Source organism: Allosphingosinicella sp., assembly GCF_059502505.1.
Map to the genome: position 1 here is coordinate 15,465 of NZ_JCACEU010000019.1, position 25,106 is coordinate 40,570.

Below are 25,106 nucleotides of genomic sequence, written 5' to 3' on the forward strand. Positions count from 1 at the left end.
GTCAGAAATAGCCGGCCTGCTTCTTCATCTCCATGCTGGCGGAGGGTTCGCGGTCGATCAGTCGCGCCTGCCGCTCGGAGAAGGTGGAGGCGGTGAGCTCCTCGATGATGTCGGCGACGGAGGATGCCTCACTCTCGATCGCGCCGCTGAGCGGATAGCAGCCGAGGGTGCGGAAGCGGATGCGCCGTTCCTCCGCGGCTTCTCCGGGCGCGAAGCGGAACCGCTCATCGTCGACCATCAGGATCGCGCCGTCGCGCTCGACGGTGGGGCGGGGCGCGGAGAAATAGAGGCGGACGACCGGCACATCCTGCGCCGCGATGTAGCGCCAGACGTCGAGCTCGGTCCAATCCGAGAGTGGGAAGACCCTCAAGGTATCGCCGCCGGCGACGCGCATATTGTAGAGCCGCCAGAGTTCGGAGCGCTGGCTCTTCGGATCCCAGCGATGGGTGGCGGAGCGGACCGAGACGATCCGCTCCTTGGCGCGGCTGGCTTCCTCGTCGCGGCGGGCGCCGCCGAATGCGGCGGTGAAGCCGTGCCTGGCCAGCGCCTGCTTCAGCCCTTCCGTCTTCCACAGCTCGGTGTGGGCGGGGCCGTGGTCGAAGGGATTGATCCCCTGCGCCTCCGCGTCCGGATTGCGATGGACGATCAGCTCCATGCCGGCTTCCGCTGCCATGCGGTCGCGATGCTCGTACATCGCCCGGAACTTCCACATCGTGTCGACGTGGAGGAGCGGGAAGGGCGGCGGCGCGGGATGGAAGGCCTTGCGCGCCAGGTGCAGCATCACCGCGCTGTCCTTGCCGGCCGAGTAGAGCATCACCGGCCGTGCCGTCTCCGCGACGGCTTCGCGGAGAATATGGATGCTCTCCGCCTCGAGCTGGTCGAGGTGGCTGAGGCTCGGCGGTCGCTGCGTCACTCCTGGACCCGCTTCAGCTCCTCGTTGATCAACACCGGCGCACCGAAGCCGAGCGCCTCGAGGCGCTTCGCCTGGGTCGCCGCATCGCCGACGATCACGTAAGTCATCGCGGTCGGACGGAGGTAGCGGCCGGCGAGCGTCTTGACCTGGTCGACCGTCATCGCGTCGACGATCGCCTGCTCCTGCTTCGGATAATCGAGCGGGAGGCCGTAATCGGCGATGTTGCCGAGGTAACGCAGTTTGGCGTCGGTGGTCTCGAACGAGCGGGCGCGGCTCTTGGTGAGGAAGCTCTTGGTCACGTCGAGGTCAGCGGGCGTGTAGGTGGTGGCGAGATCGCTGACGATCTTCCTGGTGAGCTCGGCCGCCTCCAGCGTCACATTGGCTCGCACGCCGCTGCCGATCTGGAAGGTGCCGTAGCTCTCGCCGCCGCCGAAGCCGGAGCCGATGCCGTAGGTATAGCCTTTGCCCTCGCGCAGCTCCTGCGTCAGGCGCGAGGCGAAGCCGCCGCCGCCCAGGATGTAGTTCATCACCGTCGCCGGATAGTAATTCTCGTCGGAGCGGCGGAGCGCGGGATAACCGAAGGCGAAAGTCGACTGCTTCGCGCCCGGCAGGTCGTAGAAGAGGATCTTCGACGCCGTGGGCGCCTGCGGCTGCGGATAGGCGGGAATGCGCACGTCTCGGCGCGTCCAGCGGCTGCCGAGATCGGCAAGCGCCGTCTGCACCCGCGCCTGCGGCACCGCGCCGACGACGCGGAAGCTGGCGAGGTTCGGCGCGAGATTGGCGGCGTGGAAGCGCTTCAAATCCTCCATCGTCGTCGCCGCGACCGACTTCTCGCTGCCGAGCGGGTTGCGCGAATAGATGTGCTTGTCGCCGAAGGTAGCGTATTCGAAGGCGCGGGCGGCGACCGCGTTGGCCTCGACCTTCTCGCTCTGGATGTCGCTGACGGTGGCCGCCTTCTGGATGGCGAGTTCTTCGGTGTCCCAGCGCGGCTGGAGCAGCATCTCTTCGACCAGGTCCATGGTCTTGTCGAAATTGCGGGCGAGGGTGCGGCCGGAAATGACGAAATGCTCGTTGCGCGCCTCGGCCTGCACTTCGGCGCCCAGCGATTTCAGCGCATTCTCGAGCTCGGCGGGTGTGCGGCGGGCAGTGCCGCGGGTGAACATCCGAGCGAGCAGGGCCGCGGTGCCGGGCTTGTCGAGGCTGTCCATCAGGCGGCCGCCCTTGATCGCCAGCTCGAAGCGGGCGAGCGGGAGCTCGTTATCCTCGATGCCGAGCGCGCGGAGGCCGTTCGGAAGCTGGGCCTGCCATACCGCCGGGAGGTTGACCGCGGGCCGGGGCCCGTAGGGCGGCTCGACGGTGCGGTCGAAGCTGGAGGGCGTGCGCGCATAGGTCGCGGCGGCGCTCGCATCGACGGCAGCCTCGGCGCCCTGGACGATCGGCTCCTCGACGACCTTGGCCTGGGTCGCGCCCTGGAGCGCGAGGTCGACCTTGCCCTTGGGCACGAAGCTCGCCGCCACGAAGGGCTTGTTCTTGAAATAGGCATTGTAGACCCGCATCACGTCGGCGGGCGTGACGGCGCGGAGGGCCGCGATCTCGCGATCGGCATAGGCCGGGTCGCCGGTGTAGAGGTCGTAGCGGGCGAGGCGGCGGACCTTGCCGAGGACGCTGCCGATCTGGCCGTAGACCTCCACTTCCTGCTGAGTCTTGACGCGCTCCAGGGCGGCGGGATCGACGCCTTCGCGCTCGAACCGGGCGAAGCCTTCGTCGAGAGCGGCCTTGACCCTGTCGAGGTCGATGTCGTCGAAGGCGCGAACCGTCAGCCAGGTCTCGCCGGCGACCTTGCCCGCATCCTGGAAGGCGCCGACTTCGCTCGTCACCTTCTTCTCGTCGATCAGCACGGCGTTGAGCGGCGCCTCCTTGCCGTCGGTGAGGAGGTCCACCAGCACTTCGATGGGCGCATAATCGCGGTGGAGGGCAGTGACGGTCGGCCAGACCATGGTGAGCTGCGGCAGCTCGGCGAAATTGTCCTCGTGGTAGAGCGACTTGGACGTCGCGAGCCCAGCGGCGCGGACCGGCGCCGGGTCGACCTTGGCGCCGGCCGGGATCTCGGCGAAATATTTCTCCACCCACTGGCGCGCCTGAGCCGGATCGAAGTCGCCCGCGATGACCAGCGACACGTTGCTCGGCACGTACCAGCGCCGATAGAAGTTGCGGACATCCGCCAGCGTCGCCGCGTCCAGGTCGGCAAGCGAGCCGATCACCTCCCAGCTATAGGGATGGCCGGCCGGATAAAGATTCTCCGCCACCACCGCGCCGGTATGGCCATAGGGCTGGTTGTCGACGCTTTGGCGCTTCTCGTTCTTGACGACCTGCTTTTCCTTGGCGAGCACCGGCTCGGTCACGGTGTTGATGAAATAGCCGAGCTTGTCCGCCTCGGCCCAGATCATCTTCTCGAGCGCGTCCTTGGGGACGGTCTGGAGATAGTCGGTGATGTCTCGGCTGGTCGAGCCGTTCGCGCCGGAGCCGCCGATGCGGGCGCTCATCTTGTCGAGCCCGCCTTTGCCGAGATTTTCCGAATCGAGGAAGAAGAGGTGCTCGAACATGTGCGCGAAGCCGGTGCGGCCGGGCTCTTCTCGCGCGGAACCGACATGGGCGTTCAGCGACACCGCGACAACGGGGTCGGAGCGGTCGACATGCATGATCACCTTGAGGCCGTTCGGCAGCGTGAACTGCTCAACCGGGATCAGCGCCTGCGCGCTCTTCTGCGATGCCGGGGCCTGCGCATGCGCCACTTGGGGTGCCAGCATCAGAGCGGCCAATGAGGCCGAAAGAGCGAACCTATTCAACGTCATGAACATACCCCACCCGATGCGACGCGCGACCTTAACCGAGGACAAGCGGGTCCGCCAGCAGGCTACAGCTCCGCCAGAGCGGCCAGAAGGGTGTCGACCTCTTCGGCCGTGCTATACTGGCAGAAGCCGACGCGGAGCAGGCCGCCGGACGCCTCTAGGCCGAGGCGCGTGATCGCCTCCTTGGCGTAGAAATTGCCGGACCAGGCGAAGATGTTGCGCTCGGCCAGCCGTTCCGCCGCCTGGCGGGCGGTCATGCCTTCGACCGTGAAGGAGAAGGTTGGGACGCGGCCTTCCATTTGGTTCGGCCCGTAGAGCTTCATCCGCTGGAGCCGGGAAAGGCCGTGGAGGAATTGGCGGCCGAGCTCACGCTCATATTCAGCAACGCGGTTCATCGCGCTGACGATGCGCTCACGACGGGTCGCGCCCGCCCCGAGGCTGGCGATATGCTCGATCGCGCCGATGGTGCCGGCCATGCCTTCGTAGGAGGGAGTGCCGGTCTCGAAGCGCACCGCGGCGGGAAGGGTGGGAGAGGGGCGCAGCTTGTAGGCTTCCAGCTCCTCCAGGAGCTCGCGCCGGCCCCAGAGCACGCCCTGGTGAGGACCGAAGAATTTGTACGGCGAGCAGGCGAGGAAGTCGCAGCCGAGCGCGCGCACGTCGGTGGCGATGTGCGGCACCGACTGGACGGCGTCGACATAGACCAAAGCGTCGGAGTGGGCGCGGACGATGCGCACCGCTTCGGCAACGTCGTTGATCGTGCCGAGGGCGTTGCTCGCGCCGCCAAGCGCAACCAGGCGGGTGCGGGCATTCAGGAGGGACGGCAGTTCGTCGAGGCGGAGACGCCCTGTCTCAGGATCGAAGTCGAGCCAGCGCACCTCCATGCCGACATCGCGGGCGACCAGCAGCCACGGCGCGACATTGGCATCGTGGTCGAGGCGAGTGACGACGATCTCGTCACCCGGCTGGAACCGGCGCGCGAGCGCCCGCGACACGGCGAGCGTCAGCGTTGTCATGTTCTGGCCGAAGGCGATCTCGGAAGACTGGCCGCCGAGCAGGTCGGCCATCGCTTCATGCGCCTCTTCGGCCATCGCGTCGGTAGCGACGGCAGTGGCGAAGGCGCCGCCGGAATTGGCGGTGCCGCCTTCGAGGTGGCGTACCATCGCCCGGATCGCGCGGCGGCAAACCTGGGTGCCGCCCGGCGCGTCGAAATAGACGCGGGGGCGGCCATCATCCTCGACCGCCAGGGCCGGGAATTCGGCACGGACCGCCGCGACGTCGTAGCTCAAGCGGCAGACTCGTCGCCGGAGGAATCGCGTGCCTGCTCCTCCGGGGCCTGGTCCTGTTCGTCCTGATAATAAGGCTCGACGGGACCGCTCAGCTTGATCGTCATCGGCTGTCCGTAGCGGTCGAGGCTCTTGCCCGCGGCCACTCGGATCCAGCCCTCGCTGACGCAATATTCCTCGACGTTGGTCTTCTCCTGGCCCTTGAAGCGGATGCCGACGCCCCGGCGAAGCAGGTCCGCGTTGAAGTGGGGACTGCGCGGGTTGAGCGAGAGACGGTCGGGAGGGGTGTCGGACATGCGAGAGCTTTCGGAAGTGTTGCGGGCACTCGATTAGCCAGCGGATGGATCGAAGCCAAGCACGTCATCCCGGCGACGGCCGGGATCTCAGGACGAGAAGACGCCTGCGCAAGTTCTCGCTGAGACTCCGGCCTTCGCCGGGGGTGACGCGCTTCTCCCGGGGCCTCAGCGCAGCTTGGCGATCTTGATGCCGTCCGTCTTCGCCCGATCCTGCACCGATTCCTCGCTGCGGGTGAGCGCCTTGGCGATCGCCTTCAGGCCCATGCCCTTGCCCGCCAAGGTCTTCAGCTTGGCGAGTTCCTCACTTTTCCATGGCTGGCGATGGCGGACGAAATTCTCCGCCATCAATCCTCCTTGGCGCCGAGGCCGCCGCCGCTGCCCTTGGTGGACGGCTTCGCGGCGATGGTCTTCTTGACCTCCTTCTTCGGCTTCCGCGCTTCCTTGTTGCTGCGCACCTGTCCCTTGGCCATCTCGTCTCTCCCTCAGCTCTTGCGTGATGTGATATAGGCGTTGACCTGATCGTCGAGAATATCGAGCGGCATCGCGCCGTTTTCCAGCACCGCGGCGTGGAAGTCGCGAATGTCGAAGCGGTCGCCGAGCTCCCGCTTCGCGCGGTCGCGCAGCTCGAGGATCTTGATCTGGCCGACCATGTAGCTCGTCGCCTGGCCCGGATTGTTGATGTAGCGCTCAACCTCCTTCTTGGCGTCGCGCTCCGAGAGGAGGCCGTTCTGGCGGAAATAGTCGATCGCCTGCTCGCGGGTCCAACGCTTGTGGTGGAGGCCGGTGTCGACGACGAGGCGGATCGCGCGCCAGATCTGGGTGGAGAGCATGCCGAACTCGGAAATGGGCTCGTCGTAGAAGCCCATCTCTTTGCCGAGCCCCTCGGCATAGAGACCCCAGCCTTCCGAATAGGCGCCATAGCCGCCGAAGCGACGGAATTTCGGCACGTCCGGTAGCTCCTGCTGCAGCGCGATCTGGAAGTGATGGCCGGGGGCCCCCTCATGATAGCTGATCGCCTCGGTCTGAGGCTTCAGCACCTGGTTCATGTCGGCGAGGTTGACGTAATAGATGCCGGGGCGTGAGCCATCGGGCGAGGGGCGGTTGTAGAAGGCGACCGAGGCCGTCTCCTGGCGCCACGTCTCGACCGCGCGCACCTCCAGCGGGGCCTTGGGCAGGCGGCGGAACCAGGTCGGGGCAACGGCCATCACCTGATCGATGAAGCCGCGCGCGTCGGCGAGGTAACGCTGCCTGCCCTCCTCCGTGTTCGGATATTTGAACTCGGCGCCATTGTTGATGTGCTGGAAGAATTGCTGGAGCGTGCCCTTGAAGCCGACCTGGTTCTTGATCCGCTCCATCTCCCCATGGATGCGCCGGACTTGGTCGAGGCCGAGCTGGTGGATCTGGTCGGCGCTCATATCCGTGGTGGTCGAGAAGCGCAGCGCAGAGGCGTAGAAGTCAGCGCCATTGGGAAGGCGCCATGCACCGTCATTGCTGGTCGCCTGCGGCTCGATCGCGTCCAGCGCTGCAAACATCGTGTCGTAGCCGCGGCGGAACGGGCCGGTCAGCGCCGCCTTCGCCTCGGCGATCAGGCGCTGCTTCTCCTCGACCGGCGCCTGGAGCGCGTTCACCTTCTTGGTGAAGTCGGCCAGAACGGTGCCGTCGGCGCCGCTGTCGAAGGGAGCGCCAGTCAGGATCTTGCGGGCGTCGGCGCGGACCGGCGCGAAGACGAACTTCGGCGGGACGATGCCCGTCCGGGCCTGCTCGCGGACATTGGCGGAGACCTCGCCCATCACCCGCTCCACTTCACGCAGGCGCGAGATGTAGGCTTCGGCGTCGGCGACCGTGTCGACGCGGTGCTGGTTGATCAGGAAGACGGGGATCTGGCCTGCCGGGCTGCCGTTGGTCGAGATCGGGAAGCGGTGCTTGCGCCACTGGAACTGCTCGCGGCCGCGGACGACGCCATTCTCGAACATGCGGTAGCTGAGCTGGCCGGCCGGGCTCAGCTTCGCGACGTCGAACTCGGCCTTCATCTGGGCGAGCTGCCGCTCGGCAAGCGCCCGCTGCCGTTCCGCCTGCGCGTCGGTATAGTCGTTGAGCCTGCCGTAATCCTGCTTGCTGCCGAGCGCTGTCAGCGTCTCCGGGCTGGAGGCGATCGACTCGTCGAACGCCCGGTCGAGGAAAGCGAGCAGCCGCTGGTCCTCGGCACGTGGATCGGCCGCGACGGAGACGGGTGCTGGGGAAGCGGGCGCGCTCGCCTGCGGCTGAGGTGTGGCACAGGCGGTGGCGGCAAGCAGCAAAGCGGCGACGGAGAGCTTGGTCGTCAAAGGATTTTCCCTGGTTAGGTTGGGGAGTCTTAGTAGCGGCCCTGGTCCGAGCGTCCACCCTCGGCGGCATTGCATGGGTCCCACTCGGGCTCCGGACCGAAGCGCTCGGCGAGGAAATCCACGAGGGCGCGGACGCGGGCGGTGGTGGCGCGGCCGGGCGGCATGACGGCGTGCATGTCGACTTCCGGGATCGGGTAGTCGCGCAGGATCGGCTCCAGCTCGCCCGACTGGATCGCGTCGGAGGCGATGAAATTGGGCAGGGTGACGATGCCGAGGCCGGCGCAGGCAGCGGCCTTCAGCATCTCGCCGCTGTCGGCGCGCATGCGCATATTTCCCTGCGCTTGCTCCATTCGGTTGCCGATCTTGAAGCGGAACTGCTCCGACATGGCGAGGTTGGCGTAGAAGAGCAGGTCGTGGCCGTTGAGGTCGCGGGGGTGCTCGGGGCGGCCGCGCTCGGCCAGATAAGCGGGGCTGGCGAGCACCGACGCGCGAACGGTGGTGAGCCGCCGCGCCTTCAGCGAGGAATCCGGCAGCTTGCCGATGCGAACGGCGAGGTCGAAGCCGCCGCCGACCAGGTCGACGCGCTTGTCGTCCAGCGAGACGTCGAGCTCCACCTTCGGATGAGTGCGGGCGAACTCGACGAGGGCAGGGGCGAGATGCTTGGTCCCGAACGAGACGGGCGCGCTGAGCCGGATCGGGCCGGCGACCTGTGTCACTGCGTCGGCGACGATCTCCTGCGCCGCCTCCAGCTCCGCGAGGATGTTGGCGGCGCGCTCGTAATAGGCCTGGCCGATATCGGTCGGCTGCGCGCCCTGGGCGGTGCGGGTGAGGAGGCGAGCGCCCAGTTGCTCCTCCAGCCTTGCGACGCGGCGGCTCAGCACCGATTTCGAGATCCCCATGCGCTCGCCGGCACGGGCGAAGGCGCCGGTCTCGGCCACTCGGACAAAGGCGAGGACGTCGAGCATGTCGACCGATGAGCGTTCCATGATCTGCAACACCAGGGTGCGGGTTGAATGCCTACTCGCAACACCTCTATCGCCTTATCTCCCTTCCATCAAGTTCACGGAGGAAGGCATGACCAAGGTTCTCATCATCGACAGCGCCGCGACCGGCGAAGCGTCCGTGTCGCGCAAGCTCACCGCCGAGTTCGCGGACCATCTCCTTAAGGTGCGGCCGGGCGTTCAGATCGTTCGCCGCGACATTGGCCGGGCGCCGATCCCGCATCTGACCGAGGAGACGGTCGGCGCCATCCGCGGCGCACCCGCGGAGACCGAGGCCGCCGAGGCTGCGCTGGGTCTTTCCGACACGCTCATCCACGAGCTTCGCGAAGCGGACCTGATCGTGATCGGCGCGCCAATGTACAATTTCGGCATGCCCTCGACACTGAAGGCCTGGTTCGACCACGTCCTGCGCGCCCGGGTGACGTTCCAATATACCGAGACCGGTCCCGAAGGGCTGATCAAGGGCAAGAAGGCGATCGTGATCGAGACGCGCGCCGGCTTCTACAGCGAGGGTCCCGCGGCTGCGATGGACAGCCAGGAGCCGCATATCCGCACCTTGCTCGGCTTCATGGGCGTGGACGACGTGAACTTCGTCCGCGTCGAGAAGCTCGCCTTCGGAGCCGAGGAGGCGATCGCCGCCGCCGTCGCCCAGCTCGACGGGATCGCGGCAACCGAATTGGCGCTGGCTGCGTAACACAGCCGGCGCCTCGATCCGCCCGCTCTGCCGGACCATGCCCCCTCCTCGCGGGGCGGGCGGATCAACCCACAGGGAGACAAGAACATGGCCAAGCTTCGTCTGATCAGCTTTCCGCTCTGCCCCTATGTGCAGCGCGCCGCGATCCTGCTGCTGGAGAAGGGCGTGGAGTTCGAGCGAGTTGATATCGACCTCGCCAACAAGCCGGACTGGTTCCTGAAGCTGTCGCCGCTCGGCAAGGTGCCGGTGCTGGTGGTGGAGCAGGACGGCAAGGAGCAGGTGCTGTTTGAGAGCGCGGTGATCGCCGAATATCTGGACGAGGTGCTGGAGCCGCGGCTTCATCCCGCCGAGCCGCTCGAGAAGGCGCGGCACCGCGCGTGGATCGAGTTCGCGTCGGCGACGCTGGCGGACATCTACGGCTTCTACACGACGCCCGACCGGGAGACGTTCGAGGCGAAGCGCGACGCGATAGCGGCCAAGTTCGAGCGGCTCGAGGCGCAGCTCGGGCAGGGCCCGTTCTTCGCGGGCCAGCAGTTCAGCATCGTCGATGCAGCCTTCGCTCCGGCGTTCCGCTACTTCGACCTGTTCGACCGGCTGACCGACCATAAGCTGTTCGAGGGCAAGCCCAAACTCGCCGCTTGGCGGCAGGCGCTGGCGAAGCGGCCGAGCGTGCGCGACGCGGTCGTCGCCGACTTCCAGGATCGCCTGCGGGATTATGTCCGTGAAAAGGGTGGCTATCTCGCCACCGCAGCGCTCGCCGAAACGGCTTGAGCTGGATTTGAAAGGAACATGAGATGATCGACATTCGCCCCTTCCGCACGCTCGGCCACGCCGATCATGGCTGGCTGAACGCGCGCCATCATTTCTCCTTCGCCAATTACTATGATCCTGCCCGGATGAGCTGGGGCGCGATCCGGGTGTGGAACGACGACGAGATCGCCGCCCGCTCCGGCTTTCCGCCGCATCCGCACGACAATATGGAGATCATCACCTACGTCCGGACAGGCGCGATCACCCATCAGGATTCGATGGGCAACCAGGGCCGCACCGAGGCGGGTGATGTCCAGGTGATGTCGGCCGGCACCGGCGTCCGCCACGCCGAATATAATCTGGAGGACGAGGCTACGACGCTCTTCCAGATCTGGGTGCTGACCGACCAGCGTGGCGCGCAGCCGAGCTGGGGCGCCAAGCAGTTCCCGAAGGGCGATCGTGCGGGCAGCTTCGTGACGCTCGCCAGCGGCTTCGACAACGATGCCGACGCGCTCAAGATCAACGCCGCCGCACGAGTGATGGGCGCGACGCTGAAGGCAGGCGAGACGGCCGACCTTCAGCTCGACCCGAGCCGCCATGTCTATCTGGTCGCGGTAGGCGGTGCGATCGAAGTGAACGGCACCCGCGCAGAGTCACGTGACGGTGTTGCCATCACCGGCGAGGAGCGGGTGACGATCAAAGCTGTCGACAATGCCGAGATCGTGCTCGTCGACGCGCGCTAAACTCCTTCTCCCCGGCCGCAAGGCCGGGGAGAATTTCAGATCAGCTTGATCTCCCGCAGGCGCTGCAGGAGGAAATCGTGGCTGCTGATCGGCTCCGGATAACGGTTCGGGTTCTCGGGCGTGATGCAGTTCGGCAGCGTCTCGATCACATAATCCGGCGCGAAGTGCAGGAAGAAGGGGGTCGAGTAGCGCGCGAAGCCGCGCCGCTCGGGAGCCGGGTTGACGACACGGTGCGACGTGGACGGCAGCACATGGTTGGTCAGCCGCTGCAGCATGTCGCCGATATTGACGACGAGCGCGCCAGGCGGCGGGTTGATCGGCAGCCAGCGGCCGCCGCGGTCGAGCACCTCCAGGCCTGCCTCCTCGGCGCCCAGCAGCAGGGTAATGGTATTGATGTCCTCATGCGCGCCGGCGCGTACCCCGCCTGCCTCCTTCGGCACCGGCGGATAGTGAAGAAGGCGCAGCACGCTGTTGCCGTTTTCCACGGTCGGCTCGAAGAAGCCGTCATTGAGACCGAGGTCCCGTGCGATCGCCCGCAGCACCTTGCCGCCCATGGCGTCGAGCGCATCGTAGAGCGCCAGCAGCCGCGTGCGGAAACCCTCGATCTCCTCCGGCCAGACATTGTCCGCCATCACGGCGCGGAACGGGTGTCCCTCCGGCAGCTCGCGGCCGACATGCCAGAATTCCTTGAGGTCGAAATGGGTGGCGTCCTTGGCGGTCTCGATGCCGAATGGCGTGTAGCCGCGCGCGCCGCCGCCGCCGGGCGTGTGATATTTGCGCTTCACCTCGTCGGGCAGGGCGAAGAAGGCCTTGGTCTTCTCCAGCGCCTCGTCCACCACCTGCTGGTCCAGCCCGTGATCCGCAATGACCGCGAAGCCGTAGCGCCGGAAGGACGCGCCGAGCCCTTCCGAAAAGGCGGCGAAGTCGCGGTCGTAGCCGGACATGGAGACCGGCTCGATCCCGGGCAGGACGGCGGCGGCGGATGAGGACATGGCTGGCACCTTGGCTGGTTGCTGGACACCCGGATAGCCGAGCGCATCATGTGGCGACGGATACTCCCGCCGAGGCTCCCACGCAACGACGAGGCCGCAAGAGCCGGGACGAAGCTATTTCCCGACCGTTCGGTCGGACAGTGCTGGTGGGACTCGCTAAGACCTGATAAAAGTACGGTATTCGGCGGCCGCGGGCCTGCCGGCAACAGTCTCAGAGAGGTGCGGCGCTGTGGCGGTAATGGTGCCAGGCGAAGATGGCGGCGGCGCCCCGGTGCGGGCGCCAGCTCTCGGCAAGCTCGCGCACCCTGCGCTCGCCGGGCTTTTCGGGGAGGCCCAGGATCCGCCCGGTCTGGATCTGGACGACGAGGTCGCCGGCGGGCCAGATATCCGGCCGCCCCTCCGCAAACAGAAGGTAGACTTCGGCGGACCAGCGGCCAATGCCCTTGATCCAGACAAGCTGGGCTATCGCGGCCTCGTCTTCATCATCTAGATTGTCGAGGTCGAGCCGGCCCGACAGCACTTCCTCGGCAAGGCTCCTGGCATAGCTCATCTTCTGGCGCGACAGGCCGGCCGCGCGCAGCGTCTCGTCGCTCGCGGCAAGGATATTGGCAGGGGAGGGGTCGCCCACCAAGGTCTCGAGCTTTGTCCACATCGACGCGGCCGCCTTGATGCTGACCTGCTGGCCGACGATCGTGCGCAGCAGGGTGATGTACCCCGGCGCGCTGGTGCGCGGCTCGGGATACCCGGCTTCATCGAGAGCTTGCGCGATTGCCGGCTCGCGACGCGCCAGTTCGTCGAGCGACGCCCTCAGCGCCTCCGCCGGTATCCCCACCTCTATCCTCCTCGCTTGATTTGCCCCGGCGCGCCTAGCATAGGCCGCGCGCCAAGCACTCCCGTTTCTTCAGGCCAGGATCCCAGCAATGCCCAAGCTCATCGTCGTCACCCGCGATGGCACGGAGACCCCTGTCGAAGGGCAGGAAGGGCTGAGCGTCATGGAAGTGATCCGCGACAACGGCTTCGACGAGCTGCTCGCCTTGTGCGGCGGCTGCTGCTCCTGCGCGACCTGCCACGTCCATGTCGACGAGAGGTGGCTGGGCATGCTGCCGAAGATGCATGGCGACGAAGACGATCTGCTCGACAGCTCCGACCATCGGGTCGCCAGCAGCCGGCTGTCATGTCAGATCCCGATGAGCGCCGCGCTCGACGGCATGCGGGTGCGCATCGCGCCGGAGGACTAGGCGCCGACCCGGATCAGCGCCTCACTTCGATCCACCCGCAGTCGCTGCTGCATAGAGCGCGATCGCGGCGGCATTTGACACGTTCAGGCTCTCGATCCGGTCGCTGATCGGAAGCTTGGCGAGCGCGTCACAATGGCTTTCGGTGTTCTGGCGCATGCCTTCGCCTTCCGCACCGAGCACCAGAGCGACTTTCGACGGGCCTAGCGCCTCGGCAAGCGTCATCCCCGCCTCGCCGGTGAGGCCGACGCGCCAGAAGCCAGCCTCGGCGATCTCGTCGAGCGCGCGGGCGAGGTTCACAACCCGCACCCACGGCACCGTCTCCAGCGCGCCGCTCGCGGCCTTGGCGAGCGCGCCGGATTCAGGGGGCGCATGCCTGTCCTGGGTAACGATACCGAGCGCGTCGAACGCGGCGGCCGAGCGCAGGATCGCGCCGACATTATGCGGGTCCGTCACCTGGTCGAGCACCAGCAGGGGGCGGCGATCCGCGGCCTCGTCGAGGAGATCGGCAAGCAGCAGGTCCGGTAGCTTCTCGACTTCCGCGACCATCCCCTGGTGCGGTGCGTCGTGCGGCACCAGCCGGCCAAGGTCAGCGGCGTCGGCGAGGGTGACCTGGATATCCTTGTCGGGATTGAGGAAGGCTGCCGCCTCGCGGGTCGCCCAGATCCGCACCACCTTGCGCTCCGGATTGTCGAGCGCGGCCGCGACGGCGTGGCGTCCCCAGAAGCGCGGGCGGTTTTCGGGCTTGGTGGTCTGGCGGGCCTTGCGTCTCATCCCATCCCCATGCCGGGCTGCCCCGACAGGCGCAAGCCGCGCTCCTGAACCCGGCGCTTCGTCCCGCGTTGAGCGGGCGAGGAGCATCGATGGCCACCACTTTTGCCGCGACCGCCGGAAGAGCCGGCGGCCGCCTGTTCTATACGGCCATGGGGCTGGCGATCGCATTGCTCGTCTTCGCCGGCTATGCGCAGAGCTACTATCTCTCCCGCTGGGTCGAGCCGCCGGCTCGCGCGCCGGAGATGACGGCGCTCCTCCACCTGCACGCGCTGAGCTTCACCTTGTGGATCCTGTTCGGCGTCCTGCAGCCCGCACTGGTCGCCTCGGGAAGGGTCGAGGCCCACAAGCGCGCAGGCTATGCGGGCGTGGCGCTCGCCCTGCTGGTCTGGCTGCTCGGCAACGTCGCCGCGATCGAAGCGATCCGCGTCGGTTACAAGGGCCTCGGCGACCCTTACGCCTTCTACTCGGTCACGTTCTTCTCGATCCAGGCTTTCGCCGTCATCGTCGCCCTGGGAGTGTGGAAGCGCCGCGACCCTGAGACGCACAAGCGGCTGATGCTGCTCTCCAACGCCGCCATCCTCGAGGCTGCGGTCGGGCGGCTGCCCCTCGCCGCGGTGGTCCAGACGGCGCCGCTTTCCTTCTATCTCGGCGCCGATCTCGTCATCCTCGCGGGCATCGCCTATGACAAGCTGACCCGCGGCGAGATCCATCCCGTCTGGACCTGGGGCGGCGGTCTGCTCGTCCTCAGCCAGCTCTTCCGCCTCGCCATCATGCACAGCGAGCCGTGGCTCGCCTTCGCGCACATGATGGCGCGGCTGGCCTGACCGCGCGTTGACAGGCGCGACCCCTTTCGTCATGGAGCCGCCTTCCTATCTAGGCAGCTCGCCGAGCGCCTTCTGGGACAGGTGGCCGAGTGGTTAAAGGCAGCAGACTGTAAATCTGCCGGGGTTGCCCCTACGCTGGTTCGAATCCAGCCCTGTCCACCAACTCCGCGTTTCATGCGGTCCCGTGCTGTTTCAATGAAGTCCAGCAATGTCGGCAGTATTTTGGGAGTGTCGACTTCAATCGGTGGGGATATCGGGGTTGACCTGGGGCTGCGGACCCAACGCGCGCCGGCAATCTGCTCCTTTATGACTCCGACATCGGCATGTCGACGTCGGGCGGCTGAGGCCCGCCGCCGCCGTGCCGAAGCCCTGGCGGGGGGGGGATTTGGAGGATGTTGGAGCCGCGGCCCAAGATCTGCTGCTGCACAGCGGCGTCCGCCGTGCTGCGGACAGCCCGCTTTCTTGTCGGGTGACGGACCCTCACCGCGGCGAAAGGTCCCGCGGCACGTGCCGCGGGACCCGGATCCTAGAATGCGTTGCCAATCACGGCGCCGATGAGGCCGCTGGCGATCGCGATCAGAACCGCGTCATTGTCCGACTGGACCCAGCGATAGCCGCGCGGCGCGTCGTAGAGGCGATAGGCCCGCGGATTGCTGACGACCCGGTAGTTGCGCGCATAACGGCTCTCGAAACGCTCGCCCTTGCGCCAGTTCCGCTGCTGCGCCTGGCGGGTCCGCACGACCTGCTTGGTCACGACCCGGCGACCGTTGTCGCGGGTGACGACGCGCTTGTTCTTCTGGACCTGAACGACGCGTCCTCGGTCATTATGGCCAAAGGGCGCCGCAACGGCCGGAGCGGCGACGACGGAAGCAGCCACGGCGGCGAGGATAAGCTTCTTCATGTTCAAGTTCCTTCTGTCTGGACGCCTCAATCGGCGTTGACAGATAGATGGAGCCTTCCTGTCGCAGACCTATCTCCGGCGGAGCGCAAATTGGTATCAGATTGTATCAGGAGCCGTGCGACTTCTCCGCTTCCCGGAAGGCGCGGTCGCGGGCTTCCGGTGACGCCTGGAAGACGATGGCGGTGTCGCCGACACGGCCCCGGACATGGCCGCTCGGCGACACGCGGAAGCGGAACGGGCGGCCGGTGCCCCTTTCGTAGCCCTTGAGGTGCAGCACGCCGGACGCGTCGATGTGACTGGTATATTCCGGCGCGATCGCCACGGCGGCCGGCGGGGCTGCCAAAGCAGGGGCGGCAAGGGCGGCGAGGGCGGCGGCCAGGGGCAGGTAGTTTATTCTCATCGAGCTCTCCTCTTGAAGCGCCGGCACCGCGCCGGCCGCGGGCTGCTTTCAAGAGGTGTGCCACTCCAGCAATACACTGGTTCCAGATACACTTAGCGAAACAGGGGGAATCGCGAGGCTGCGCGATTTGCCAAGGGGTGGCGGTTCTCGCCAATCGCGGGCGCAGCGGCCATATGGGCTTGTCTGATATGGCCGCTGGCGATATCGGCCGCCTGATGCGGGCGTAGCATAGTGGTAATGCTCCAGCCTTCCAAGCTGGCTAGGAGGGTTCGATTCCCTTCGCCCGCTCCACCTTCGCCCCGCCTAGCGCTCGCGCAGCCAGCTCATGAGCTCGCGGAACGGGATCACCTGATTGAAGGCGATGCCGCAGATTCCGTCCTGGTACCAGCGGACCACGCCGACCACCGGGCGGAAGCCTTCGAGGGTGAGCACGACGTCCTGGCCCTCCTCGAGCGGTTCGTCGGTCTCGATCTTGATGCCGCCTTGGCTGATGTCGCGGGTGCTGACGCCGTAGAGGCTGGCGCCGACGCGCAGGGTGGCGAGGCAGTCGATCTCGACCCGGGGCAGGCGCGGCCGCCAGCCATTTTCCAGCACCGAGTGACCCGCCAGCATCTCCTCGACGTCGATCTGCTCGGCGAAGGTGATTCCGGCATTGTTGTCCTGGAGCCATGAGACGCTGCCGGCGATCCGCTGATTGGTCTTGAGCTCGACCCCGACCGGCTGGTCGACCTCGAGCGGCGAATAGACATGGGCCATCAGTCCGCCGGCCGAGATGTTGCGGATCAGGCAGAGCTCGCGCTTGTCGCCGACGAAGATGCTGCCGACGCGGAGGATGGTCATGTAGCGGCGCTGCTCGCGCCGCTCGGGCGGCTGCGGCGGGATCGCCGAGAAGGAGAAGATGGTCTCTTCGAGAGCAGTGTCGATGTGCAACTTCGTTTCCTCGCAAGCCTGCGGAAGACCGGCAATCTCCGATCCGGCTTCCACCCTCCGGATTAGGAGAAGAGAAGTTTAAGATCGGCTTACGCGGCGCGCGGAGGTTACGGCCTTCCCGTTTTGGGACGGACACGAACTCCGTCTTCACGGCTTGCTTACGCTGCTCCATTATCGAGGGGCCGCAATGACTGCCCAGAGCAAGATCGAAGCCGCGCTCCGCGTGGACCCCCGTCCCGCTTCCGCGGTGAGCACGATGGTGGGCGTCGTCGGCCTGGTCGGGCTGTTCGCCTGGGTGGCGGTCGCGCGCAGCTATGGCTGGGACGGACCCGTTCCTTCGCTCGGCGCGCTGCTCGCCTGCGGCATTCCGATGGTGCTGTGGTCGCTGCTGGTCGACAAGGTCCACCGAAACCCGAGCACGGGCATCGACTGGGACGCGGCGCCGCGGCCGCTATCCGAAACGCTCGACGTGAGCCTGGTCAAGATCGCCGGCATCTGGGGGATCTGGGCCGTCATCGGCTTCCTCTATTGCGTCGCCCGCTGGTATTGGGACGGCAATTACCTCTTCTCGATGCAGTTGCTGGCGCTGGGCTCGCCGCTTCTGCTGGTCCTGTCCGTGCCCTACATCCTGTGGCTCGACCGGCGCCTCAGGGAGCCGAAGGACGGCGCCTGGCATTTCGGGCGGCTGTTGATCGGCAAGCCGAAGGGCGTCGACCGCGAGATCGTCTACGATTTCCTTCGCGCCTGGGCGATCAAGGGCTTCTTCCTCGCCTTCATGATCTCGATCGTGCCGCCCAACTGGACGGACACGATACGGCCGGCAGCGGCGAACATCGCCGCCAATCCGGTCAACCTTGCCCACTGGCTGATCGCGCTGATGTTCCTGATCGACGTGAGCTTCGCGACCGTCGGCTACATGCTGACGATGAAGCCGCTCGATGCCCATATCCGCTCGGCCAACCCCTATGCGGCCGGCTGGATGGCAGCCTTGATCTGCTATCCACCGTTCATCCTGATGAACCCGGGCGGGCCGCTCGACTATCACCAGGGGACGGCGGGATCGGGCGGCTGGGTGCACTGGCTGGACGGATCGCCGCTCGCGCTTGCCGCGATGGGCTTCGTGCTCGTCCTGCTGACGGGCATCTACGCCTGGGCGACAGTGGCGTTCGGGCTGCGTTTCTCCAACCTCACCCATCGCGGCATCCTGACCCACGGTCCCTATGCCTGGACCAAGCACCCTGCCTATCTTTCCAAGAACCTGTTCTGGTGGCTGGCGACGATGCCGTTCCTGGCCGTGAGCGGGAACCCCAACGACATGGTCCGCAACACCGTCGTGCTCGGCATCGTCAGCGGTGTCTATTACTGGCGCGCGCGCACCGAGGAGCGGCACCTGTCCGAGGATCCGGCCTATGTCGAATATGCCGCCTGGATGGAGCGCAACGGCCCGATCCCGCGGCTGCTGCGCAAGATCGGGCTGAAGCGCACGGAGCCGCTGCCGGCCGAGTGAGGCCCGGACGCGGCTAAGTTCCGGGAAGACACGCAGCCTTGCGAGGCGCCTGCGACGGCGCTCCTCGCGACGGGCGTGAAGATAACCGGAGGATGAGGCCGACGGCGCTATGTCCGCTTTCGACCCACTGCGGGCATTTAGAATTCTTTAGTTCTACGATATTTATTCAAGCGATCGACCCTTTCGGCCTTTTGACCGCCCTTGGTGTCACTGGTCGAGGCCACCTGAAAGAATGTCGTGTGACGCAAAAACGACGGAAATTCAGGCAATCTGTTATGCGGCCGGCCGCTCCTGCTAGCGCCGAGGAGTTCGCCGCAAACCTGCAGCGGCGGAGGCAAGCAGCACAAGGGCTAGAACAAGACCTGCTCACTAAGGTGCCATTGCTGTATGGATCGCCTGATAATCTAGCGCCGCATGGAGACCCTGGCGTGGTCCTTGCGCAAATTCACCAAGACGAACTGCTGCGGAAGAATGGCGGTGGAGTCTTGTCGCGGTCTAGGAAACGATCTGAGGTCGCTCTTCCATTTGAGCGCACGACGGCAGCATTAGCTATTCTGCTCTTCTTGTTCTTCCTTTTCGTAGATTAGCGGGACGACCAAGGTCCGTGCCGATTGTCTGCTTTCCAACCATTGTGGACTTTCGTCAGTCAACCCGCACCGGGCCAGAGCCCGCAGGGCAGCGCGGTTCCTACGCCGAGCGTTTCCGCGTACCAGCCGCCATAGACGATTGACGTCCGCTAGATTGACAGGCCGGGATCGCCCTCCAGCACTTCTTGCGTGAGATGGGGGCGCTCGCCCGGGCGCCATAGACGGGCACGATGGGAGACCCGGTAACGTAGCGGCCCGCCATCCGCTTGCTCGCTGCGCCGGATCGGGCGCGGGATGCAGACGAACTCGGTCTGGATCTCCCGGCCGTCGAGCCGGACCTTTCCGTAGCCGTGAGCGCCCATGTCGACGAATTCCAGATGTGGGGAGAGGGCCGGGTTGCTGAGCGCGCGGGCGCGCTCAAGGTCGTGGTTGCGCGCATAATCGAGACAGGCGCGGACGCCGTGTTTCAACAGCATGTTGAACGTCCAATCGGGTTGGCCGCCATCGGCGCGGTCGGCGAGATACAGCGGCCGCAGCGGCAGCGTCTTGCGGTGCTCGTACGATTCCATCGCGCCGGGGCTCGTCATCGATGCGCCGACGAAGCTCAGGCCGATCGGCTCGAATTCGGCCGGCGGCAGCGCCCTGGCGGCATAGCCGGCCCAGAAGCTGTGCCGGTCGCCGGAAACGATGGCGAAGCCGGTGATCTTCTCGTCCCGGACCAGATCATAAATCTCGCCGCGCTCGACCCAGGCGGTGCCATAGTCGCCGCCACCGAGATTTGCGAAGCTGCCCTTGGGCCAGGGCTTCTTGATGAGCTCCGGCGGCAGGTTTTCGGGGTCGGCGCGCAACTCGAGCGTACCGAGCGAAGCGCCCCAGATCTTCCATGTCGCCGTCGAGCGCCGCAGTCGGTCCTTGAACCAGGCCTTCTGGGTCGCGCCAAGGATGGCCTGCGGCGGCGCATTTCGCTGCGGATTGGCGATCTGCTTGTCGCCGAAGCGTAGTTCCGCAGGCGGATTGCCGCCGTTGAACGCACGGCCGCCGTCAAGCACCTGCAGGGCCGCGTCCGGGAACATGCCGTTATAGTCACCCCAGTCGCCAAGCTCGTCGAGCGACGGGTCGCCAAACGGGGTCGGGCTCCGGAAGCTGTGCTGGTCGGTGATGATCAGGTCGAGGTGCCGACCGTAACGGAGCGCGCGATAGGCGATCAGGCTGTTGATCGCGGTGAGGTTGTTGGGCTCCTGGCTGAGGCCATTGTCGTCGAACTGGGCGAGCGGGACATTCTTCACCGCGGGCGGTCCGAACTGCTCGAGGGATTCGCTCGGCGCCGCCACGCGCGCGGGGATATATTCGAACCAGGCCTGATTGGCCGCGACCTTTACGGTCTGGCCGGGCTGGTCGATCGGCCCGGCCTTGAGGACGCTCTGCCAGCCCTGCCAGGAGAATTCGTGATTGTCCCACATGCAGACGAACGGCCAGCGGGCGCGGGCGTCCTGAAGCTCCGGGTCGCGAAGATAGCCGCGATAGATAGCGCGGTAGCCGTCGATCGTCGTCGGGATGTGGAAATTGCTGACCTTGAGGGCGTCTGGAATTCGGGCGACCTCATAGATGGTCCGGTCGTAGCGCGTCTTCACTTCGTCGGGATATTGGACGACCTCATAGATGAAGTCGCCGAGGTGGAGAATGAAACCGAGCTGGTCCTCGGGCCGCGCCCGTTCATCCTCGAAGATCATCCGCCGGTAGCCGTTGAGCGCGCCCTCGTTGACGGTCTGGCAGCTCACGAAGGCGAAGTTCACGGCTCTCGGATCGTCCGGGCGTGGGGCGGTGATCGTCCTGCCGATCCGGCTTCCATTGCCGTCGGCGTCGGTGAAGCGATACCAGTAGGTGGTTGCGGGCTTGAGGCCGCCGACCAGGACCCGGCTGGTCCAATCCGCCGCGGCTGACACCGGCGCCGACGCATTGGCGACGACGCGCCTGAACTCGGGATCGGTCGCGACCTCGACGGTCAGAACGTGCCGCGTGCCGGACTGGAATGGGCGGCGGGTCCACAGGATGACGCTGCTCGGATCGGGATCGCCGGAGGCGACGCCTTCGGGGTAGAACTCTCGCGCTTCGCGCCAGCTGGTCCGCGATGCCCGCGCCGAGCCGCTCCACGCCAGCGAGGCGCCGAGCCCAGCTGCCAGTTGGACGAACTCACGGCGGCTGAGCGTCATCATCTATCCCTTCGCAATCGTTCGGCGTGCCGGGCTCGATGAGCCGGGCCTAGGCCGCATGCTGCTTCAAGCAGTTCCGGCCGCAACCTGTTTTCGATGAACGGGCGAACGGCGCTTTCCCGCACGAGCCTGCGAGACTGTGGCTCGTTCTCATCGGCGCGCAGTGATAGGGCAGCCTCAAACGGAGGATCTATGAAGGCGACCATCTATCACAATCCGCGCTGCGGGACTTCGCGCAAGACGCTCGAGATATTGGAGCAGGCGGGGGCGGAGGTGGCGGTGGTCGAGTATCTGAAGCATCCGCCCTCCAAGGCAGAGCTGAAGCGCCTCTACGAGCGCGCGAAGATGATGCCGGAGGAGGGGCTGCGGGCGAAGGAGTCGCTCGCCGAGGATCTCGACCTGCTGAGCGGGCGGGTCAGCGACGATGCGATCCTGGACGCGATGGTGGCGAATCCGATCCTGATCGAGCGGCCGCTGGTGGAGACCGAGAAAGGAGTCAGGCTCTGTCGGCCGCAGGACAAGGTGCGGGAAATCCTGTAGAAAGCGCCATGCGACGCGGCCCCAATCCCCCGGCGACGACGGTGCTCGATCCGGACCTGGTGCTCCGCGCCTATTCGATCGGCGTGTTCCCCATGGCGGACAGCCGTGACGCAAACGAGGTCTTCTGGGTCGAGCCCAAGCGGCGGGCGATCCTGCCGCTGGACGGATTCCGGATGTCGCGGTCGCTGCGCAAGACGATCCGCTCGGGCCGGTTCGAGGTCAACCGCGACACCGCCTTTGCCGAGGTCGTGCGGCACTGCGCGGAGCGGGCGGAGACCTGGATCAACCCGCAGATCGAGGCGAGCTACAATCTGCTCCACAGGCTCGGCCACGCCCATTCGATCGAATGCCGTGAAGGGGGCGAGCTGGTCGGAGGGCTCTACGGCGTGAAGCTCGGCGGCGCCTTTTTCGGGGAGAGCATGTTCTCGAGCCGCACCGACGCGTCCAAGGTCGCGCTCGCCTGGCTGGTCGCCCGGCTGATGGTCGGCGGCTTCAGGCTGCTCGACTGCCAGTTCATGACCGATCATCTGCGGAGCCTCGGCGCAGTCGAGGTCCAGCAGACGGATTATGTGGTGATGCTGTCGGCGGCGCTCGGCGGCGACGGCTCGGGAGCCGGCGCGGGCGCGGGGGAGGGGCCGGAGTTCGGCGCCCTCGACCGCCTGCTCGTCTCCCCGATCGGCGGCTCCGCGCCGAGCGGGTGCGTCATCGCGCAGCTCTTGGGCCAGACGTCGTAAATGGGGTGCTCGACGACGTTCAGCGACGGCGTCTCCTTGTAGAGCCAGCCCGAGAAGACGCGCTGGAACTGGCCCTGCGGGTTACGGACGTCAAGCTGGACGAAGGCGCCGGTCAAATTCTGGACCTCCCACGGAGCGGTCGTCTCGCATGCGCGCAGGCGGACGATGACGTCGCCGACGCGGAGCGCCTCGCCCGGCTTCATGGTGAGGTTGCGCGAGATGCCGTTGCGCTTGTTGAGCAGGCCGAGCACGGCGACGCGCTGCGCCATCGGCGTGGTGCCGGGCGCAACGGCGGTCACCGTCTGGGGGATGTCGACCGTCTCCGGCTCTGGCTCCGCCTCGGTCTTCTGCTTCTGCGCGGGCTCCGGGATGTCGCCGCGGTTGCAGCCTGCCGCGGCGAACAGCACCGCGAGGAACATGAAGCTGGAGACGCGCCTCATCGTCTTATTCGGGGATCCAGGCTTCATAATCCCCGCTAGCCGCCTGGCGCTGGCCGCCACGCTCGAGCGCGCCCGAGGGGCGGTAGGCTTCGGCGGTGCCGGTGCGGTTGCCGGTCGGCGGCTTCTGGAACTTGCGAACCGGCGGCAGCGCCTCGTCCGGCAGGCCGTCGATCTGGCCGTGGATCCAGCTGTACCAGTCGGGCGGGATGCGGCTGGCGTCGTTGGCGCCGTTGTAGATCACCCAGCGGCGGCCGCCCTTCTTCGCCTCATAATAGATGTTGCCGAGCGAGTCGGTGCCGACCTTGCGGCCGTGCCGGCGGGTGTGGAGCGCGGTGCCGATCGTAGCGCCGTTCCACCAGGTGAAGATCTGCCCGAGCAATCCCATCGCCGCCGCCTAGCCCTTGTGCCGGAGCCTGCGCAAGCCTTAGCGCCGGTCGGTCCAGCTGACCCGGTCGCCCTCCGCGATACCGAGCTCGGCCGCGCGGCCGCCGGCAATCTCGAGCACGGCGGCGACCGGCTCGTCGACGCCGACCGGCTCGAGCGAATGCGGCACGGTGTTGGCGGCGATGCGGGCGATGGTGCCGTCGGCGCGGACGAAGATCATGTCGAGCGGGATGAGTGTGTTCTTCATCCAGAAGCTGGCCGGCCGCGGCGCGCCGAACGGGAAGATCATGCCGGCGTCGGGCGCGAGCCTCTCCCGGAACATCAGCCCCTGCGCCTGCTCCGCGCCGGTGCGGGCGACTTCGACGGTGAAGCGGTGAGTGCGGTTCGCACTGCTGATCTGGAGGGGGACCAGATCCAGGCCGGAAGGAGCGGTCCGGGCCGTGACAGCCTGAGTGGCCACGGCTTGCGGCTCGGCGCGGCACGCGGTGAGTGGCGCCGCCAGAGCGGCGAGGAGGAGGAGGGCCTTGAGCATCAGCGGGGCTGCACGGCGACGGCGAGCGGTCCCTTGCGCCCCTGGGCGATGCGCGCGCTCAGCGGCTCGTCAGGAGCGAGATCGGTAAGACCGCCGCGGCGAACCGTCTCCATGTGGACGAAGATGTCCTGGCCGTCATCCTCGTCGCGGACGAGGAAGCCGTAGCCTTTGAGACGGTTAAACCATTTGACGTGGACCGGCTCATACTCGCCGGCCTCGTCGATCAGAGCGGACGGATCGACCCGCTCCGCCGTCGAGCTGCGCGGCCGCGCGGCATCGGGCATGATCGCGCGGCTGAGGTCGATCGACAGGATCTTGCGCGCCTGCAGGCCGCGCTCCTGATCGGCAACCAGGCATTCGACGATCGCACCCTCGGGCAGCGAGCGGCGGTCATGCTCCTTCAGCACGCTAAAGTGGACGAGCACGTCGCCCTTCGCCTGCTCGCTGACCAGGAAGCCGAAGCCGCGGGTGGCATCGAACCATTTCATGGTGCCGGTCAGCTTGACGAGCGCCTCGTCCTCCGGACGCGGGGCATCACCCCCTTGGATGGAAGGATCGTCCGCAAGCATTTCCCGGCGCGAAGTCATTACAGGCCGATCCAATACATAAACTCTGCGCTAGGACTATCACGGCTCCCGCGCTCTTGTGAACTGTTCCAACACGATTTTTACAGTTTGTCCATTTCCGGTATCTCGCCAGGAGAGGCGTTAAGAATTCGGCGGACATATTCTGTGCGGTGGCCGGCTCGCACCATCGCTCCAAAGGCGCGCTGGCGGGCCGCGCGATCGACCTGCTCCGCGCCATAGGGGCCGATCCGCCGGCGCTCGGCGAAGCGCAACGCGGCGGCCCAGGCGCCCTCGCTCGCTTCCTCGCGCGCGTCCGCCCCATCCTCCTCGCCGATGCCGGCCGCCTTCAGCGCCTGCGCCACGCGCCGCTCGCCATAGCCGCGGCGCTGCAGAGACGCTGCGCGCGCCGAGGCGAAGGTGGCGTCATCGATATAGCCGGCCTCCGAGAAGCGCTCCGCCAGCCGCCCGAGGTCGGGAGGCGAGGCCTCGCTCCAGCCCCTTTCTGCGAGTTTGCGCCGGAGATAGGCGGCGAGCTTGGAACGCGTGGTGGCGTATCGGCCGACATAGTGGAGAGCGAGCCGCTCCAGCGCTTCGGCGTCCAGCGGCGGGCGCGGCTTGTTGGGGCGGTCCCGTGTCACTGCGCCATGATTGTGCCACAGTCGGGCCGGAATAAGAACGCCTGGCGCGCTAGAAGACC

At 66.7% G+C, this 25,106-nt stretch carries 27 protein-coding genes, 2 tRNA genes and 1 pseudogene; 10 read left to right on the top strand and 20 right to left on the bottom strand.

Going from position 1 to position 25,106, the window contains the following annotated elements:
* Position 1: 1 nt before the first annotated feature.
* The 8 genes from cysD to AC5JBD_RS12505 all read right to left on the bottom strand — a co-directional run bounded on the left by cysD (position 2) and on the right by AC5JBD_RS12505 (position 8,663).
* Positions 2–913 (bottom strand): sulfate adenylyltransferase subunit CysD, encoded by a 912-nt coding sequence (cysD, locus tag AC5JBD_RS12470; protein WP_495722141.1) that lies wholly within the window; start codon positions 911–913, stop codon positions 2–4.
* Positions 910–3,765, bottom strand: a complete 2,856-nt coding sequence (locus AC5JBD_RS12475; RefSeq protein WP_495722142.1) for a M16 family metallopeptidase — start codon at positions 3,763–3,765, stop codon at positions 910–912. Before AC5JBD_RS12475 ends, cysD begins: the two co-directional genes overlap by 4 nt.
* Before the next feature lie 62 nt (positions 3,766–3,827).
* Complete coding sequence (locus tag AC5JBD_RS12480; protein ID WP_495722143.1) at positions 3,828–5,048, bottom strand: cysteine desulfurase-like protein; 1,221 nt, start codon at positions 5,046–5,048, stop codon at positions 3,828–3,830.
* Complete coding sequence (locus tag AC5JBD_RS12485) at positions 5,045–5,341, bottom strand: DUF3297 family protein (RefSeq protein ID WP_495722144.1); 297 nt, start codon at positions 5,339–5,341, stop codon at positions 5,045–5,047. The genes AC5JBD_RS12480 and AC5JBD_RS12485 overlap by 4 nt, the downstream gene beginning before the upstream one ends.
* Positions 5,342–5,506: 165 nt before the next feature.
* On the bottom strand, positions 5,507–5,686 hold the full coding sequence (locus AC5JBD_RS12490) for a hypothetical protein (RefSeq protein ID WP_495722145.1): 180 nt from the start codon (positions 5,684–5,686) through the stop codon (positions 5,507–5,509).
* Positions 5,686–5,811, bottom strand: a complete 126-nt coding sequence (locus tag AC5JBD_RS12495) for a hypothetical protein (RefSeq protein WP_495722146.1) — start codon at positions 5,809–5,811, stop codon at positions 5,686–5,688. The genes AC5JBD_RS12490 and AC5JBD_RS12495 overlap by 1 nt, the downstream gene beginning before the upstream one ends.
* A gap of 12 nt (positions 5,812–5,823) precedes the next feature.
* Positions 5,824–7,665 (bottom strand): DUF885 domain-containing protein, encoded by a 1,842-nt coding sequence (locus tag AC5JBD_RS12500; protein ID WP_495722147.1) that lies wholly within the window; start codon positions 7,663–7,665, stop codon positions 5,824–5,826.
* Between the two features lie 29 nt (positions 7,666–7,694).
* Entirely contained in the window at positions 7,695–8,663 is a 969-nt protein-coding gene (locus tag AC5JBD_RS12505) for a LysR family transcriptional regulator (RefSeq protein WP_495722148.1), read from the bottom strand.
* A 76-nt stretch (positions 8,664–8,739) separates the two neighbouring features.
* On the opposite strand from AC5JBD_RS12505, the gene AC5JBD_RS12510 reads away from it, so the two are divergent.
* From AC5JBD_RS12510 to AC5JBD_RS12520, 3 genes are all read left to right on the top strand, one after another.
* A complete protein-coding gene (locus tag AC5JBD_RS12510; protein WP_495722149.1) occupies positions 8,740–9,360 on the top strand; it encodes an FMN-dependent NADH-azoreductase in 621 nt (206 codons plus the stop codon).
* Between the two features lie 87 nt (positions 9,361–9,447).
* Entirely contained in the window at positions 9,448–10,131 is a 684-nt protein-coding gene (locus AC5JBD_RS12515; protein ID WP_495722150.1) for a glutathione S-transferase family protein, read from the top strand.
* A 23-nt stretch (positions 10,132–10,154) separates the two neighbouring features.
* Positions 10,155–10,853, top strand: a complete 699-nt coding sequence (locus tag AC5JBD_RS12520) for a pirin family protein (RefSeq protein ID WP_495722151.1) — start codon at positions 10,155–10,157, stop codon at positions 10,851–10,853.
* 35 nt (positions 10,854–10,888) lie between these two features.
* Here the strand turns inward: AC5JBD_RS12520 and AC5JBD_RS12525 are convergent, their stop codons facing one another.
* Both AC5JBD_RS12525 and AC5JBD_RS12530 read right to left on the bottom strand, forming a co-directional pair.
* A complete protein-coding gene (locus tag AC5JBD_RS12525) occupies positions 10,889–11,845 on the bottom strand; it encodes an isopenicillin N synthase family dioxygenase (protein ID WP_495722152.1) in 957 nt (318 codons plus the stop codon).
* A gap of 211 nt (positions 11,846–12,056) precedes the next feature.
* Positions 12,057–12,677, bottom strand: coding sequence for a DNA-3-methyladenine glycosylase family protein (locus tag AC5JBD_RS12530; RefSeq protein ID WP_495722153.1), 621 nt, complete (start codon positions 12,675–12,677; stop codon positions 12,057–12,059).
* 88 nt (positions 12,678–12,765) lie between these two features.
* On the opposite strand from AC5JBD_RS12530, the gene AC5JBD_RS12535 reads away from it, so the two are divergent.
* Positions 12,766–13,083, top strand: a complete 318-nt coding sequence (locus tag AC5JBD_RS12535) for a 2Fe-2S iron-sulfur cluster-binding protein (protein WP_495722154.1) — start codon at positions 12,766–12,768, stop codon at positions 13,081–13,083.
* A 21-nt stretch (positions 13,084–13,104) separates the two neighbouring features.
* On the opposite strand, the gene rlmB is transcribed toward AC5JBD_RS12535, so the two are convergent.
* Positions 13,105–13,854, bottom strand: coding sequence for a 23S rRNA (guanosine(2251)-2'-O)-methyltransferase RlmB (gene rlmB / locus AC5JBD_RS12540; protein WP_495722155.1), 750 nt, complete (start codon positions 13,852–13,854; stop codon positions 13,105–13,107).
* An 89-nt stretch (positions 13,855–13,943) separates the two neighbouring features.
* Between rlmB and AC5JBD_RS12545 the strand changes: the two genes are divergently transcribed.
* Together AC5JBD_RS12545 and AC5JBD_RS12550 are read left to right on the top strand one after the other, a co-directional pair.
* Entirely contained in the window at positions 13,944–14,678 is a 735-nt protein-coding gene (locus AC5JBD_RS12545) for a hypothetical protein (RefSeq protein ID WP_495722156.1), read from the top strand.
* A gap of 75 nt (positions 14,679–14,753) precedes the next feature.
* Positions 14,754–14,840, top strand: a tRNA-Tyr gene (locus tag AC5JBD_RS12550).
* A 364-nt stretch (positions 14,841–15,204) separates the two neighbouring features.
* Here AC5JBD_RS12550 and AC5JBD_RS12555 read toward each other — a convergent pair.
* A complete protein-coding gene (locus AC5JBD_RS12555) occupies positions 15,205–15,579 on the bottom strand; it encodes an RcnB family protein (RefSeq protein ID WP_495722157.1) in 375 nt (124 codons plus the stop codon).
* Positions 15,580–15,685: 106 nt separating this feature from the next.
* Positions 15,686–15,979, bottom strand: coding sequence for a hypothetical protein (locus tag AC5JBD_RS12560; RefSeq protein ID WP_495722158.1), 294 nt, complete (start codon positions 15,977–15,979; stop codon positions 15,686–15,688).
* Positions 15,980–16,196: 217 nt separating this feature from the next.
* On the opposite strand from AC5JBD_RS12560, the gene AC5JBD_RS12565 reads away from it, so the two are divergent.
* Positions 16,197–16,270, top strand: a tRNA-Gly gene (locus AC5JBD_RS12565).
* Between the two features lie 12 nt (positions 16,271–16,282).
* Here AC5JBD_RS12565 and AC5JBD_RS12570 read toward each other — a convergent pair.
* On the bottom strand, positions 16,283–16,909 hold the full coding sequence (locus tag AC5JBD_RS12570) for a PilZ domain-containing protein (RefSeq protein ID WP_495722159.1): 627 nt from the start codon (positions 16,907–16,909) through the stop codon (positions 16,283–16,285).
* Between the two features lie 187 nt (positions 16,910–17,096).
* Between AC5JBD_RS12570 and AC5JBD_RS12575 the strand changes: the two genes are divergently transcribed.
* Entirely contained in the window at positions 17,097–18,416 is a 1,320-nt protein-coding gene (locus AC5JBD_RS12575) for a methyltransferase family protein (RefSeq protein ID WP_495722160.1), read from the top strand.
* A gap of 736 nt (positions 18,417–19,152) precedes the next feature.
* Here the strand turns inward: AC5JBD_RS12575 and AC5JBD_RS12580 are convergent.
* On the bottom strand, positions 19,153–21,213 hold the full coding sequence (locus AC5JBD_RS12580; RefSeq protein ID WP_495722161.1) for an alkaline phosphatase D family protein: 2,061 nt from the start codon (positions 21,211–21,213) through the stop codon (positions 19,153–19,155).
* A gap of 192 nt (positions 21,214–21,405) precedes the next feature.
* Between AC5JBD_RS12580 and arsC the strand changes: the two genes are divergently transcribed.
* Both arsC and aat read left to right on the top strand, forming a co-directional pair.
* Positions 21,406–21,753 carry an arsenate reductase (glutaredoxin) gene (gene arsC / locus AC5JBD_RS12585; protein ID WP_495722162.1) on the top strand — a complete coding sequence of 116 codons (348 nt, stop codon included), beginning with the start codon at positions 21,406–21,408 and terminating at the stop codon, positions 21,751–21,753.
* An 8-nt stretch (positions 21,754–21,761) separates the two neighbouring features.
* A complete protein-coding gene (gene aat / locus AC5JBD_RS12590; RefSeq protein WP_495722163.1) occupies positions 21,762–22,487 on the top strand; it encodes a leucyl/phenylalanyl-tRNA--protein transferase in 726 nt (241 codons plus the stop codon).
* 35 nt (positions 22,488–22,522) lie between these two features.
* Here aat and AC5JBD_RS12595 read toward each other — a convergent pair.
* From AC5JBD_RS12595 to AC5JBD_RS12615, 5 genes and pseudogenes are all read right to left on the bottom strand, one after another.
* Positions 22,523–22,954 (bottom strand): annotated as a pseudogene (locus AC5JBD_RS12595) (DUF2155 domain-containing protein); the annotation flags it as partial.
* Positions 22,932–23,312 (bottom strand): NADH:ubiquinone oxidoreductase subunit NDUFA12, encoded by a 381-nt coding sequence (locus AC5JBD_RS12600; RefSeq protein ID WP_495722164.1) that lies wholly within the window; start codon positions 23,310–23,312, stop codon positions 22,932–22,934. The pseudogene AC5JBD_RS12595 and the gene AC5JBD_RS12600, both read right to left, overlap by 23 nt.
* A 39-nt stretch (positions 23,313–23,351) precedes the next feature.
* Entirely contained in the window at positions 23,352–23,843 is a 492-nt protein-coding gene (locus AC5JBD_RS12605) for a DUF192 domain-containing protein (RefSeq protein ID WP_495722165.1), read from the bottom strand.
* Positions 23,843–24,412: a cold-shock protein gene (locus tag AC5JBD_RS12610; RefSeq protein ID WP_495722166.1), complete on the bottom strand. Its 570-nt coding sequence runs from the start codon at positions 24,410–24,412 to the stop codon at positions 23,843–23,845. Before AC5JBD_RS12610 ends, AC5JBD_RS12605 begins: the two co-directional genes overlap by 1 nt.
* Positions 24,413–24,510: 98 nt before the next feature.
* Positions 24,511–25,047, bottom strand: coding sequence for a regulatory protein RecX (locus AC5JBD_RS12615; RefSeq protein ID WP_495722167.1), 537 nt, complete (start codon positions 25,045–25,047; stop codon positions 24,511–24,513).
* Positions 25,048–25,106 lie beyond the last annotated feature (59 nt).

What these genes read in the sequence shown, in the direction of transcription:
- AC5JBD_RS12605 (WP_495722165.1), bottom strand. Translation starts at nt 23,843, where the DNA reads ATGCTCAAGGCCCTCCTCCTCCTCGCCGCTCTGGCGGCGCCACTCACC.
- rlmB (WP_495722155.1), bottom strand. Translation starts at nt 13,854, where the DNA reads ATGAGACGCAAGGCCCGCCAGACCACCAAGCCCGAAAACCGCCCGCGC.
- AC5JBD_RS12485 (WP_495722144.1), bottom strand. Translation starts at nt 5,341, where the DNA reads ATGTCCGACACCCCTCCCGACCGTCTCTCGCTCAACCCGCGCAGTCCC.
- AC5JBD_RS12475 (WP_495722142.1), bottom strand. Translation starts at nt 3,765, where the DNA reads ATGACGTTGAATAGGTTCGCTCTTTCGGCCTCATTGGCCGCTCTGATG.
- AC5JBD_RS12545 (WP_495722156.1), top strand. Translation starts at nt 13,944, where the DNA reads ATGGCCACCACTTTTGCCGCGACCGCCGGAAGAGCCGGCGGCCGCCTG.
- AC5JBD_RS12580 (WP_495722161.1), bottom strand. Translation starts at nt 21,213, where the DNA reads ATGACGCTCAGCCGCCGTGAGTTCGTCCAACTGGCAGCTGGGCTCGGC.
- AC5JBD_RS12575 (WP_495722160.1), top strand. Translation starts at nt 17,097, where the DNA reads ATGACTGCCCAGAGCAAGATCGAAGCCGCGCTCCGCGTGGACCCCCGT.
- AC5JBD_RS12490 (WP_495722145.1), bottom strand. Translation starts at nt 5,686, where the DNA reads ATGGCGGAGAATTTCGTCCGCCATCGCCAGCCATGGAAAAGTGAGGAA.
- AC5JBD_RS12600 (WP_495722164.1), bottom strand. Translation starts at nt 23,312, where the DNA reads ATGGGATTGCTCGGGCAGATCTTCACCTGGTGGAACGGCGCTACGATC.
- arsC (WP_495722162.1), top strand. Translation starts at nt 21,406, where the DNA reads ATGAAGGCGACCATCTATCACAATCCGCGCTGCGGGACTTCGCGCAAG.
- AC5JBD_RS12515 (WP_495722150.1), top strand. Translation starts at nt 9,448, where the DNA reads ATGGCCAAGCTTCGTCTGATCAGCTTTCCGCTCTGCCCCTATGTGCAG.
- AC5JBD_RS12610 (WP_495722166.1), bottom strand. Translation starts at nt 24,412, where the DNA reads ATGCTTGCGGACGATCCTTCCATCCAAGGGGGTGATGCCCCGCGTCCG.
- AC5JBD_RS12495 (WP_495722146.1), bottom strand. Translation starts at nt 5,811, where the DNA reads ATGGCCAAGGGACAGGTGCGCAGCAACAAGGAAGCGCGGAAGCCGAAG.
- AC5JBD_RS12535 (WP_495722154.1), top strand. Translation starts at nt 12,766, where the DNA reads ATGCCCAAGCTCATCGTCGTCACCCGCGATGGCACGGAGACCCCTGTC.
- AC5JBD_RS12560 (WP_495722158.1), bottom strand. Translation starts at nt 15,979, where the DNA reads ATGAGAATAAACTACCTGCCCCTGGCCGCCGCCCTCGCCGCCCTTGCC.
- AC5JBD_RS12520 (WP_495722151.1), top strand. Translation starts at nt 10,155, where the DNA reads ATGATCGACATTCGCCCCTTCCGCACGCTCGGCCACGCCGATCATGGC.
- AC5JBD_RS12555 (WP_495722157.1), bottom strand. Translation starts at nt 15,579, where the DNA reads ATGAAGAAGCTTATCCTCGCCGCCGTGGCTGCTTCCGTCGTCGCCGCT.
- AC5JBD_RS12525 (WP_495722152.1), bottom strand. Translation starts at nt 11,845, where the DNA reads ATGTCCTCATCCGCCGCCGCCGTCCTGCCCGGGATCGAGCCGGTCTCC.
- AC5JBD_RS12510 (WP_495722149.1), top strand. Translation starts at nt 8,740, where the DNA reads ATGACCAAGGTTCTCATCATCGACAGCGCCGCGACCGGCGAAGCGTCC.
- aat (WP_495722163.1), top strand. Translation starts at nt 21,762, where the DNA reads ATGCGACGCGGCCCCAATCCCCCGGCGACGACGGTGCTCGATCCGGAC.